15 protein-coding genes are annotated in these 12,566 nt (G+C 48.9%); 1 reads left to right on the top strand and 14 read right to left on the bottom strand.

Annotated features, from left to right (window positions below; genetic code table 11):
- The first annotated feature begins 1 nt into the window (after position 1).
- The gene (locus tag KNQ02_RS00955) at positions 2-898 is read left to right on the top strand and encodes an alpha/beta hydrolase (protein WP_088837787.1); all 897 of its coding nucleotides are present in this window, start codon (positions 2-4) and stop codon (positions 896-898) included.
- A gap of 834 nt (positions 899-1,732) precedes the next feature.
- On the opposite strand, the gene KNQ02_RS00950 is transcribed toward KNQ02_RS00955, so the two are convergent.
- The 14 genes from KNQ02_RS00950 to KNQ02_RS00885 form a co-directional block, all read right to left on the bottom strand.
- Positions 1,733-2,557: a squalene/phytoene synthase family protein gene (locus KNQ02_RS00950; RefSeq protein ID WP_214807181.1), complete on the bottom strand. Its 825-nt coding sequence runs from the start codon at positions 2,555-2,557 to the stop codon at positions 1,733-1,735.
- 137 nt (positions 2,558-2,694) lie between these two features.
- Entirely contained in the window at positions 2,695-2,919 is a 225-nt protein-coding gene (gene csrA, locus KNQ02_RS00945) for a carbon storage regulator CsrA (protein WP_214807180.1), read from the bottom strand.
- Positions 2,919-3,359 (bottom strand): flagellar assembly protein FliW, encoded by a 441-nt coding sequence (gene fliW / locus KNQ02_RS00940; protein ID WP_251135015.1) that lies wholly within the window; start codon positions 3,357-3,359, stop codon positions 2,919-2,921. The genes csrA and fliW overlap by 1 nt, the downstream gene beginning before the upstream one ends.
- 4 nt (positions 3,360-3,363) lie before the next feature.
- Positions 3,364-3,942 carry a DUF6470 family protein gene (locus KNQ02_RS00935; protein WP_088837790.1) on the bottom strand — a complete coding sequence of 193 codons (579 nt, stop codon included), beginning with the start codon at positions 3,940-3,942 and terminating at the stop codon, positions 3,364-3,366.
- A gap of 14 nt (positions 3,943-3,956) precedes the next feature.
- Complete coding sequence (gene flgL, locus KNQ02_RS00930; protein ID WP_029331458.1) at positions 3,957-4,916, bottom strand: flagellar hook-associated protein FlgL; 960 nt, start codon at positions 4,914-4,916, stop codon at positions 3,957-3,959.
- Positions 4,917-4,923: 7 nt separating this feature from the next.
- Entirely contained in the window at positions 4,924-6,450 is a 1,527-nt protein-coding gene (flgK, locus tag KNQ02_RS00925) for a flagellar hook-associated protein FlgK (protein WP_214766797.1), read from the bottom strand.
- Between the two features lie 12 nt (positions 6,451-6,462).
- Positions 6,463-6,870, bottom strand: a complete 408-nt coding sequence (locus KNQ02_RS00920; protein WP_088837792.1) for a flagellar protein FlgN — start codon at positions 6,868-6,870, stop codon at positions 6,463-6,465.
- A gap of 89 nt (positions 6,871-6,959) precedes the next feature.
- Positions 6,960-7,208 (bottom strand): flagellar biosynthesis anti-sigma factor FlgM, encoded by a 249-nt coding sequence (gene flgM, locus KNQ02_RS00915; protein WP_088837793.1) that lies wholly within the window; start codon positions 7,206-7,208, stop codon positions 6,960-6,962.
- Positions 7,209-7,244: 36 nt separating this feature from the next.
- Positions 7,245-7,406: a hypothetical protein gene (locus KNQ02_RS00910; protein ID WP_159173375.1), complete on the bottom strand. Its 162-nt coding sequence runs from the start codon at positions 7,404-7,406 to the stop codon at positions 7,245-7,247.
- A 261-nt stretch (positions 7,407-7,667) separates the two neighbouring features.
- Positions 7,668-8,030: a ComF family protein gene (locus KNQ02_RS15600; protein WP_239456913.1), complete on the bottom strand. Its 363-nt coding sequence runs from the start codon at positions 8,028-8,030 to the stop codon at positions 7,668-7,670.
- A gap of 272 nt (positions 8,031-8,302) precedes the next feature.
- Positions 8,303-9,517 (bottom strand): helicase-related protein, encoded by a 1,215-nt coding sequence (locus tag KNQ02_RS00900; protein ID WP_214766796.1) that lies wholly within the window; start codon positions 9,515-9,517, stop codon positions 8,303-8,305.
- 140 nt (positions 9,518-9,657) lie between these two features.
- A complete protein-coding gene (locus KNQ02_RS00895; protein ID WP_088837797.1) occupies positions 9,658-10,503 on the bottom strand; it encodes a DegV family protein in 846 nt (281 codons plus the stop codon).
- A 134-nt stretch (positions 10,504-10,637) separates the two neighbouring features.
- Positions 10,638-11,333 (bottom strand): response regulator, encoded by a 696-nt coding sequence (locus tag KNQ02_RS00890; RefSeq protein ID WP_088837798.1) that lies wholly within the window; start codon positions 11,331-11,333, stop codon positions 10,638-10,640.
- A complete protein-coding gene (locus tag KNQ02_RS00885) occupies positions 11,330-12,502 on the bottom strand; it encodes a sensor histidine kinase (RefSeq protein ID WP_088837799.1) in 1,173 nt (390 codons plus the stop codon). Before KNQ02_RS00885 ends, KNQ02_RS00890 begins: the two co-directional genes overlap by 4 nt.
- Positions 12,503-12,566 lie beyond the last annotated feature (64 nt).

Below are 12,566 nucleotides of genomic sequence, written 5' to 3'. Positions count from 1 at the left end.
GTTGTTGAAGAAACATCGCAAGAAAATCATCGGGGGATTGATCCTCGTCATCGTTCTTTTGTTGATTGCTCTCGTCGGAATTTCTGCTTATGTCGGTTCGTCCTTAACGAAACCGGAACGGGAAGCATTGACGACGAATCCTAAAAAAGCAGAAAAACTGGCTTATGAAGACGTCTCCTTCCGCTCGCTAAAAGATCGCACGCGGCTATCCGGCTGGTGGATTCCGAGTGAGGATGCGAAACTGACAATCGTCTTTGCTCACGGCTATGGGAAAAACCGGGAACAGACGGATGTCCCCATCTTCCCGCTCTTCAAAAAATTTCATGATGCCGGCTATAACGTCTTAACATTTGATTTCCGCGGGTCCGGGATCTCGGAAGGAAAACGTGTCACGGTCGGGGCAAAAGAACAAGATGACTTGCTGACAGCTGTCAGCTATGCCAAATCACGTGCTTCAGAGCCGGTTGTTCTTTATGGTATCTCAATGGGCGCTTCGACTGCCCTTGTCACGGCTCCAAAAGCAGATGTCGCCGGTGTCATCGCGGATAGTCCGTTCAGTGATTTAGAAAATTATTTAGAAACGAACCTCCCCGTCTGGAGCGGGTTGCCGAACTTCCCGTTCACACCCGTCATCCTGCAAGTGACGCCTCCACTGACAGGGCTGAACCCGGAACGTGTCAAACCGATTGAAGCGATTCGACGGATTGATCTTCCCATCCTGATGATTCATGGCAAGGACGATGATGCGATTCCGGTCACGGAAAGCATGCGCCTTCAAAAAGCGGCGCCACATTCTGAGCTTTATGTGACGGAAAACGGCGGACATGTCCAGTCTTATGCCCATGACCGCAAAGCCTATGAAGACAAGGTCCTATCTTATTTAGAAGACATCAAATGATTTCACATCAATAATCGCAGCAACTCTTTAATTAAGGAACAGTCGCTGTACCTTCAATCTCTTAATCCAGAAAAAAGAGTCAATCCAAGCTGATCTTGTATCAGTAGGTTAGACTCTTTTTTGTTTGGGACGACTTCACTAAAATGATTCGAAGTAGAGAAAAACACGGCGACTACGCTCAGACCTTAGACAAATGCTTATGAAGCGTGAACATGCTATAACGAGATGCGATCCGTTCGCGCTTCCCTGTCTCGCCTCGTCTTCAAAGCGGCAATCTTCCGCGCCGCTACAGCAAAGCTGCAGGGTCGCGACCGATTGCTTTTCGCGGTTCTAAGCGATTCGAGACGGATTGCGCTCTAAACCGCCTGCATGCCTGGATTTCTGTCACGGTATTACCTAAAAAGCGTCACGTTTCGTTGACTCCTACGGGAAAAAGTGCGTTTTTAACGCACTTTCAGAGGCAGGCAAGACCCTGCTCGTTGTCCGTAAGGACCAAAGAGCAACGGCTTGCGCCTCGCCCGAGGAAAGCAACGAAAAAAGAGACGCTTTCTCTCCCGATTACACGTTGTCTACAGTCTGAGTACGTTTTTAACGCACTTTCAAAGTCAGACAAGACCCTGCTCGTTGTCCGTGGGGATTAAGGAACAACGAACAAGGAAGACGCCTTCTCTCCCGATTGCACGTTGTCCACACGTTTAAACCCAGCTACTACACTGTTCAGAAACCGCGGCAGAACATTAAAGTTCTGGACTCCTGCTAACGACAAAAAACACTTACCCACACGCCTCATCCTGCCAAGCGTCATGTGTAAGTGTTTCTCTTTTAGTCAGTTCATTATCGTTTTAAAACCGCACTTCCGACGATTTTCAAGACTTCTGGTCGACTGAGCTTCTCTTTTCCCCGAGCGAGCGCATCCAGCGTTCCATGTGCGAGGGCAAGTGGAATCTTACAAAACTCGTAGATCGTCGTCTCTTTCGGAATCGACGCGAGATACAGGTCCGCTTCTGCCAAGTTATCCTGCGCGTACGTAAACATCGTCTCCGTCGTCCAACCGGGTGGGAAGTACCCGACACCGCGTTCTGCATCTTCTTGTTGATTCCGTAAGATGTTAACTGCTTGGAGTCCCCGACCAAAACCAATCGCCTGTTGTTTATCCGTGACGATACCCGCTTTCCAGTACCAAATATCTGACAACATGACACCGACAAGTCCTGCAACATAATAGGTGTACTCATCAAGATCAGCTTCCGTCTCGACCGTCCAGTCACGCTCTGCCCAGACAGCCATCCCTTCTGCCATCTCTGCCGTTGATTCAAGGACTTTCGCTCGGATACCACTCGGGCAGTAAGCAATCCATTCTGAAAGACGAAGTGTCACTTCCGGCAATTGATTCGCATACGGTGCAATCAATGCTTGATAAGCAGCACCCGAAAACGTTCCACGCATCTGGAGGGCCGTCTCCCGAAGGAGCGTCGTCTTGACGTCTGTCGGCAAGTCTTCATGGTCCTCAATCTCATCAATCGCACGCATGCACAGGTAGGCAGACCCGACTGCCTCTTGCAGTTCTTGCGATAGGCGACTGATTGGTATATAAAAGGTTCGGCTCGTCGCTTTTAGTACACGATTCGCATCTTTTTTCAGCTGCTTCGTCTCATTCATTTCTTACACTCCCTCTTTGTCTAAAAAGGTTTCTTTTCTCTACATTACTATACACGATTCGAAAGGAATGAGCATTTTTTTCGTGGAAATGAAAAAAACTTCTTTTGGTCGCGTGCGCACAAAAGAAGTTCACCTCATTATTCAGAACGCTGTTTTAACAACTGACTCATCAATCCGGTACTGCGAGATGCTTCCGCATTTTCATCTTGGATTGCAAGATAAATTTCTTTCCGATGGATGTCGATGTGACGTGGTGCCTCGATTCCAAGTTTGATTTGGTCCCCTTCGATTGCAAGAACCGTCAACTCGATGTCATCCCCGATTTGAATCGCTTCCCCCGTTTTACGTTTTAAGACGAGCATCAGCGACCACCTACTTCCGTTAGACTACCAATCACATGCCGGTTTGAATACGTTTCATCAAGGATGACCTGTTTCGCTTGCCGACGTTTCGTCTCCATGACGAACGGTGCGCGTAAGTTCGTCGTCGACTCCTCGAACCGCTCACGTAACGTGACCGTCGTATAGACAGCGACTTGTGCCGTATCTTGGATACCGAGTTGTTCTTTCGCTGATTCTGGTAATTCAAAGACATACTCCGGATCAATCCAAAACGGATTCGTCACGACGAATGCGCATTCTGCTTGATCAATCGATTGGAAGGACCAGAACGGAATGCCTTCTCCGAACGGTAATAAGATAAAACGACGTGCCTCTGGAAAACCGGGTACTTCGGAAGCGAACGTGATGATTTCACTTTCCTCGATTTGAACCGTTCCAAAAAAATCTGTTTCGATATGCATGTGATTATCCTTCCCCATCGAATATGCCGCCGACCGGCCACATATCCAGTTGATTTTGTTCCCGTAGGTAAATTTCTGTCGTGCCTGGCGTGACGTTTAATTCCGGTCGATGTATCTCAACATCGATTTGCGGTTTTTGCGCCGTATAGTTGACACGCACCTCTGCCGGTGTGTAATTGATTTTGACCCGGTCGAGACTGCGTGGCGTAAAGCCGAGCGTCGTCACTTCTGCCGGTGGCGCTTGCCGGGATGTCGCGATGCGAGCAACGGCATCTCCCCGTTGCTCGATCCGCATCAACTGATCCCCTTCAGCTGCTGCCCGCCCGACTGCCTGTTGTCCCATTTGTCGTCCGTAATCAGCATAACGCTGAACGGATTCAAATGCCGGGATTCGTCCGATTTCAATCCATGCCTGGGATGAATCAATTTCGAGTCGTGCCGCGACCGTTTCGAGCGACAGCTCGCCTTTCGGTTGCTCGATTGACAAGGACGCTTGTTGTTGGTGTTGTTCAAGCGTCGCCCGTGTCGTATTGATACCGATTTTAGCAGACGTTTGACGCATTTCAAGATGCGGAAGGTTCATCTCCCGTCACCTCCTTAACGTAGGAAATCGAGTAGTGTCGGTTGAATGATTCGCGCACCGGCACTGAGTGCGGCCCGGTGAAGCGTCTCGTACGATTTGAGTTCCATGATGACTTTTTCCGCTTCGATGTCTTCGTTATCCGACATGACGGATTTCGCGATGATTTCTTGATCTTCAAGGCGTGACGCATTCAGTTCAAGACGATTGACGCGTGCTCCGAGATCCGCTCGTGTCTCGACCGTTTGATTCAGCATCGTGTCTAAATCCTTTAGCATCCCTGACAACTCGGCTCCATTGTTTGAGCTATCGACGGCTCCCGTGTCTGAGACACCACCAAGCGCATCATATAATTTTTTTAGTGTTGTAAACGTCTCTGCGCTAAACACGCTCGTCGGCGAGACATTGACCTGGACTTCGATTCCTGACGACACTTCATAGCGGATTACTTCGCTGTCTTTACCGGCCGGGTTCCCGTCCGTAAAGACCGTATCGACAGACTTACCAGGCGTCGCTAAATACTCTTTTAGACCTTCCATCGAAACGAACGGTTGATCCGTCTTCGTTCCGTTGAAGATGACTTTTTCATTGTATTTCGTGTTGGCGAGTGTCCCGATGTGTTCAATCAGCTGCCCGACCTCACTTTGAATTGCTTTTCGTTGTGTCGCGTCATACGTATCCGTTGCTGCTTGCGTCGTCAATTCACGAACACGACTCATCGCTGACGTCACTTCGTTCAGTGCCGAATCGGTTAAGTCCATCCAACCTGTCGCTTCGTTGACGTTCTTTTTGAACTGTTCGACTTCACGGACTTCTGTCCGGTAACGGATTCCTTGCATCGCGACGACGGGGTCTTCCGAGGGACGTTGGATTTTTTTACCGCTGATCAATTGCTCTTGTAATGTGCTTAATTTTTGGTAGCTTGACGATAAGTGTCCGATATTCGTTTTCGTCAGCATCGTTTGTGTTACTCTCATTTAGTCATCACCGTCCTACGATTCCCATACCGTTGATGATTTTATCGAGCATCTCATCAACCGTCGTGATATTACGCGCTGCCGCGTTGTAAGCATGTTGGTACTGAATCATCATCGTCATCTCTTCATCGATCGAGACAGCCGAGACTGACATACGGCGCTGTTCTGCGCTTTCCATCAAGACGGCTGAGCTTTTCCCGAGTCGCGCGACTTGGTCGGTCGCGACCGCCATGTCACCGATGACGTTTTGATAAAACGAACCGATTGTCGTTGTCGTACCCGACTGGTCGAAACGAATGCTTGCCGTCTTCATGTTGGCGAGCTTCAAGGCACCGGCGCTGTCCCCGATGTTTCCATCCGTCGACGTCGCGATGTTATCGAGACTCCTCTTGATTTCGCTTCCTAGTGCGATCGTCTTCGCTGTGATCGGACCGTTGGATGAACCGAAAAATTCGTTTGTCCCATTCGTCCCGTCTTTTTTAAGATTCCCTGCGTGGGCTGTGTTGAAGGCTTCGGCAAATGTTGCTGCCATCTCATCGAGGTGCCCTTGCATGTTGACGTATTCGCCCGTTGCTTGACCATTCTCGACATGACCATACATCTCGATCAGACCGATTAACCGCCCTGATGAGAAGCCGCCTGCTGTGTCAAATGAAATCGTTTGTGAATCTGTTTTAAACCCTGTATAGAGTCCGTTCGCATCGGTCGTAAATGTGAGTGTACCGGCCTTCGGTAAATCCGAGTCGACTGCAAGCAACTTATCGCCGTTTGGTAGTTTAATCCGGACATCGATTCGTCCTTCTGCCGTTTTGACGGTATTTCCGAGCTGCCCTTGCTGGATCGCATCGCTGTCGACGGAGACTTTTTCAAAGTCGACATATTCAGCGAGCTCATCAAAGTAACGGTCCCGCTCATCGTATAGCGCATTCGGTAAGACGCCGAGCGGCTCAACCGTATGGATTTCCGCATTGATATTGTGAATTTTTTTGAACAAATCGTTGACTTTTTTCGTCGAGACGTCGATTTCGCTTTTCAGGTCGCCTTGCACTTGATTAAGCGCCTTCGCCATGTAGTTGAACGTTTGCGTCAAGGTTTCTGCTTTTTGACGGACGACACTGCGCGCCCCGGAATCTTGCGGATTCGTCGACAGTGTTTGGAGCGACTCCCAAAATCCATCAAAAGCTTTTGATAGACCGGTATCCGACGGTTCATTGATGATGTCTTCCATTCGGCCGAATGCCGCTTCTTTCGTACCATAGTACGATGTCTTCGTCGCTTCGTCGCGATACTGTTTATCGAGCATCACGTCACGCACCCGTTCAAGCAATTCCCCTTTGACCCCTGTGCCGATTTGCCCCATCTTGCCCGTTCCGATCGACATCGAGAGTTGCTCTGTCGTCGCCATGATTAAGCGCTGACGTGAAAAACCAGCCGTTCCGGCGTTCGCAATATTGTTTCCTGTGGATTGGAGCGCCCATTGGTTCGTCGTCAGTGCCCGACGTCCTGTCTCAAGCCCCATAAAAGTTGATGCCATTCGTCTACCTCCTTAAGCATTCCGGTTAAAGTGTGTGCGGTCGAGTGCGGACTGACCATATGTAAAATCATCGGCTTCCGGGATCAGCAATTGTAAGTGCCAATCGAGATAATGAAGCGATTGTTCGAGTAATTCAGCGTTCAGGTCGTTCAGTCGTTTGAGTTGACCGATCGTCTGTAACAAGCGGCGTAATGAAGCGACATCCTCCGGGTGATCTTGTAACCACTCGGTCATCGTCACCTGTCCCATCCGTTCAAGCCGTTGTTGTTCGAGCTGTTCAATCCGTTTCAGATGTACCGGTTCTTCTTTGACGATTTGTGAGAGTCGCTTCATATCATTTTGAATCAAAATTGTCTTTTTTTCTTTTGCAAGATCCAATAAAGCATCGTGCTCACTTACGAGTTGTTCAAGGATTTCCATCCGATTGCCTCCTCACAGTTTGCTCTTCATATAAAAAGCGACCCGCGCATCCGTGCCCCGAGTCGCCTCTACTGTCATAGTTGTCCCTCTTACAAGTTCAAAAAACGCTCCGCGATTTTTTTCGCGTCTGGTTTATAGGTTCCATCCTGAATGGCTTGACGAAGGGATTCGATTTTTTCGGTCCGTGATGTTGGTGTCTCATTGAAACGCGCACGCGCTTCACTCGAGATCGTCACTTCATCCGGCCGATTCGTACGTTTTGCTTCTGTTCCTTCTACTGCTTGATTTCTTTCGTACGCTTTAGGCATATTCACCCATTTCGTAGAATCAATTCGCATGTGAACACCTGCTTTCTAGATTACAAGATTCTTAATTCATGTTCGATACGTTCTCGGTTTCGAAGGGGCAGAAGAATCTAGCATCGCTTGGGCGAGGTCGCGTCGTAATTTCTCACGACAATCGGCACAGATCGTACCGTCACGGGAAGGTTTCCCGCAACTCTCACACGTGATTTCCATCTGTGTGATTTCTGACATCAGTAAACGCCCATCCCTAATGTACCGGAGGACTGTTTCTCGTTTGACCCCGACCGCTTGCTCAACATCAATAGGTGAGGTTCGGATTTTCCGCCGTTCTCGCAGGAACTCACGCACCTTCTCAAAATCAGTATGATCTTTCCTAATGCAATCGATGCACAGGTCAGAAGATTGACGAACAAATAATTTCCCGCAAGATTTGCAGTTTAACACATCCATTTCCTTCACCTCATTATGAATATCGGCAGAAATGAAGAATTCTTAAACACTTCGAAATAAAGTTACGGCAGAAATTTCTTTTGCACCTGCTTCACGTAGTCGCAAAGCCGCTTGATGCAAGGTCGTTCCCGTCGTATACACATCATCGACGAGTAAAATCGTTTTCCCCTCGACGGAAGTGATCACTTCATACGGATTGGCCCGAGACAGGCGCTCTCGCCTCGCCTTGCGACTTTGCGCCGGACCATCTGAACGTGCCAAACACAATGTGACCTTTCCACGCATCATCCGGGCGATGCCTTCCGCCTGATTGAAACGCCGTTCGCTCAGTCGCTCTCGACTGAGCGGAATCGGCACAATGAAATCCTGTTTCACTTTTACCTTCTTCAGCTCTTCTTTAAACACGTCCAACAGCGCCGTATCCCCTAAAAACTTATAGCGCTTCAAAAAATCCTTTGCGGTTGCCTCATATAAAAATAATGGGTCCGTCTTCAAATCATAACCGAGTCGCCGCCACTGCTGACAATCGCTGCAAAGGGTGAGACCCGGTTTTCCACAATCCGTGCATTCCCCTCTTTTTACAAACTTTATTTTACAGGTTCGACATACCGTTTGCCTAGTCCATACGTTCGACAATGACCAGCTCGGTAAAAAAAATTGTTGGCAAAGCAGACAATTCATCGGAAACCCTCCCGGTTCGCACGCTGAATATCAGCGATTGCTTCGTATAACGCATTCGATCGATCATTTGCGAAAAAGATGATGTCCCCACTCGGGAAATCGACATCTCGCCCGACACGTCCACTGATTTGAATCAATGCCGCTGCCGTAAACGACACGTCTGCATCGACGACCGCGACTTGGACGTTCGAAAAGGTGACGCCACGTTCTAAAATCGTTGTCGTCAATAAAATCGTTGCCGTCGTCCGAAAGCGTTCGACCTTAACGATCCGGCCAGGATCTGCCGCGTGGACCGTTTCAGCCGTTAATCCCGCTTGTTCGAGTCGCTCCTGCCATAACGCGAGTACGGCAACGGTCGGCACAAAGACGAGTCGTGGTTTGTCTGCGTGACTGTGAAGCCATTCAATCAAATGGGCTGGTGTATAGGAAAAGTGGAGTTGCGGAACGGGTAACGGGAAGCCGTGATACCGCCGCATCAGGCGGACGGTCGGCAGGCGTTTGTTCCTAAAGGAAGGGGTTGCACTGAGAAGGATGAGTGATGCCGAGCGGCACATCACCCGTTTGACGTAGCGATGTAGCGTCCGGTCCGTACTATAGGGAAAGGCATCGACCTCATCGATGAAGACGACGTCAAAGCAAGCACGGTAATGAATCAATTGATGGGTCGTACTGATCGTGATATCTCCAAGCTGAAGACGTTCCTCCGAGCCGCCGAACAACGAGACGATTCGCGCGTCCAAAAAAGCACGTTTGACGTGTAACGTTAATTCTCGGACGACATCCGCCCGTGGCGTCGTGATGAGGACACGTTTCTTCAGACGCAGTGCCGTCTCGATGCCGGGAAACAGCATCGGTGTTTTTCCGGCACCGCAGACAGCGTGGACGAGCAAACGTCCTTGTTGCTCAATCGTTCGTTCAATCGCCGTCGCAATCCGTTGTTGGTCGGGTGTTAATGCGAGCACCTCGTGCCGACTCGGCAGGACGGAGTCAAGCGGACGGGCATCCGTGACGAGCGTATCACACGTTCTTAATTTACCGAAGATGAGGCAGTGTCGACAATAGTAACAGCGTTTCCCGCATGTACATGGTCCGCGTGTCGGCAGTCCCCCGCATCGTTGACACCGCCACGTCACAGCAGGGTACCGACGTTCATTCGAACCAAGCGAAACCTTTACTTGATCGCTCGGAATCAGGCGTCCTCGAATATCCATGACTCACTCCCTTTCTTGATGAGACTCCCCTTCCTTTCGTCAGTCTTGCGTGCGCTTCCTGCCGGCAGTGTAAAGACCAGTCAAAAAAGAAAGAACATCCCATTGAAGTGATGTTCTTTCCCGGTGCAACACTTATTTCATTAATCCGCTTTGTACCACGTGATCCCGATCGCACCAGGACCAAGGTGTGTCCCGATAACCGGACCGAACACGCTCATTTCAATTTGCGCTTTCGGGAACCGTTGCTCGAGCACTTCGATTTCAGCGCGTGCTTTGGCATCGTCTTCGGCATGGATGACACCGATGACATATCCTGCACCCTCATTATGAATCGTATCTTCCATCATCTCTTCAATCCGTTTAACCGCCCGTTTGAACGTCCGAATCTTTTCGAACGGAACGATTTTCCCATCGACGAAATGAAGAACCGGTTTAATCTTTAAGAAAGAACCAACGACGGCTTGCGTCATACTGAGACGTCCGCCCCGTTGTAAATGCTCTAAATCATCAACGACGAAATACGCACGAATCATCACTTTAAGATTTTCAAGACGTGCGACGATTTCTGTTGCCGTCGCCCCGGCATCACGCATCCGAACTGCCTCCTTCACTAAGAATGCTTGCGGCATACATGAAATTCGTGAGTCGACCGGGTGAACTTGAACGTGATCAACCATCATATTAATGGTATGTAAAGCTTGATACGTTCCACTAATCCCGCTTGATAACGTAATTCCGATGATATCCGTTCCCGCCGGTAGTCGTTCAAAGGCATCCGTGATGTCACCGATGTTCGGCTGCGAAGTCGTTGGCAGACTTCCCGTTTGAATCTTCGCATAAAACTCAGGGACTGAGATATCGAACCCTTCCCGGTATGCGTCACCATCAAAAATGACGCTGAGCGGTGCGACATGAACATTATTTTCTTCACAATAGGTAGTTGGCAGATAGGCTGTACTATCCGTTAAAATCACAATCTGGCTCATCCGTGAATTTCCTCGCTTTTAAGAGTTCCGTCGTGACTTGTAATTTTCTGACACGTCACAATCGTTATTAAGTGTATCATAGTTCATTTCGATACAAAAACAAAGACGGCGCCGCTTTGGCAACCGTCTTTTTATTATACGACGACGACCCAGCCGCGTCGAATTGCTTCGACGACAGCACCTGTCCGGTCGGGTACATTCATTTTCCGCAAAATTGAGGAAACATGATTTTTAACTGTTTTCTCACTGATATAGAGCGTATCACTAATCGCCCGGTTCGAGAAACCGTCAGCAAGCAACTGCAGTACTTCGCACTCACGACGCGTCAAGACGTGTAACGGCGCTTCCGCGACACGTTTTTCAATCGGTTGGGAAGACATCGTTTGTTTCATCTTCATCAAACGACGGTACTCTTGCAAAAGGTTTGGTGTGACTTTCGGGTGGACGTATCCCCCTTCGCGATAGACGGAACGAATCGCATTCACGAGTTCATCCGTCGCCATTTCTTTCAGAAGATAACCAACCGCTCCTGCGCCTAACGCGTGCATGACGTACGTCTCATCGTCATGAATCGACAAAATGATGACGCGGACATCCGGATGGACCTCCATGAGACGTTTTGTCGCTTCAACACCATTGACTTGCGGCATATTAATATCCATTAAGACGATATCCGGTTGATGGGCTTCGACGAGCGGAATCACTTCCGCTCCGCTCGCTCCTTCCGCGACAACGATGAATTCTTCTTCAAAATCAAGAATCCGTTTAACGCCTTCCCGGAATAACTGATGATCGTCGATGATGACTACTTTTACTTGCTCGTTATTCACTGTGTTTCCCCTCTCGCTTCGGATTCTTCGATCGGAATCCCTACCTTGATGACCGTCCCTTTATCTGGTTTCGTTTCGATTTCAAACGAACCATCAATCAATTCAATTCGCTCACGCATGCCAACAAGTCCGAACGACTCATCGCACGAAGCAAAAATTTCATCAAAGTCAAACCCGATCCCATTGTCCTTCACATGAATACGGACAGAATGTTGATACTGTTCTATGATAATACGAATGTCACTCGCTTTGGAATGCTTAACTGCATTTTGGACGGCTTCTTGAACAATTCGGAAGACAGCGACTTCATACGTCGACTCAATCCGCTCCCCACCGCCAAGATAATTAAAATGAATCGGAATGTTCGAAATTTCCTGCATATGACGAAGATAACGCTCGAGTGTCGGAACAAATCCAAGATCATCGAGTGTCATCGGACGTAAATCATAAATGATCCGGCGAATATCCGCGAGCCCGTCACGAATCAAGATCCGGAGGCGATGTATTTCTTCAAAGGCTGCTTCTGCTCCGTTATGCTGGTGAATCTTTTCAATTAAATCTGCACGAATCAAAACGTGAGCAAGCGTTTGTGCTGGTCCATCGTGCATGTCTCGAGATAAGCGCCGTCGCTCATTCTCAGCCGACTGAAATACTTTTAAACCCATCTCTTGTTTTTGCATCGCCTTTTCATACTTTTCATTCATGACCTGCATATCGTCCGTCAAAAAATTCAGGACAACCGAGACGCGACTGATCAGCATATCGGCTCGCTCAATCGTCTCATCAAGGTGGACTAAGCGACGCTCGAGTTCATCCCGCCGCTTTCGGCAGTTCATTTCATCCCGTTGGTTGATGAACGACTCGAGTTGAAGGGCATTCGCCGTTTCGTAGGCGCTTCTGACGTCTTGTTCGGAGTAATGATCGAAGTTCTTGCTGACGACGACGAGTCGTGCTTTTGAATCCTTGATCAGTCGTTCCAGTCGTTCGGCTTCTTTAATATAGTCATGAACACGCGTCTTCAAATCCCGTAACTCCTGTTGGATTTCTGCGTATTGTTCTCTTGAATCTTCTGTAATTCGAACGATTTCTTCCCGACTTTCTTCTACGACACCAATGATGTTCTGTACGATATCATTCAAGGACAGCCGCTCCCTCATCTCATTCGTCATGCTACTCCCTCCAGTCCCCGTGGTTGTCTCTCTCCCGATTCGTCGTTATGCTAGAAAGAACTAG

The sequence above is a fragment of the Exiguobacterium sp. s102 genome, assembly GCF_018618635.1.
GTDB lineage: Bacteria > Bacillota > Bacilli > Exiguobacteriales > Exiguobacteriaceae > Exiguobacterium_A > Exiguobacterium_A oxidotolerans.
This window is presented reverse-complemented; position numbering and strand designations above follow the sequence as displayed.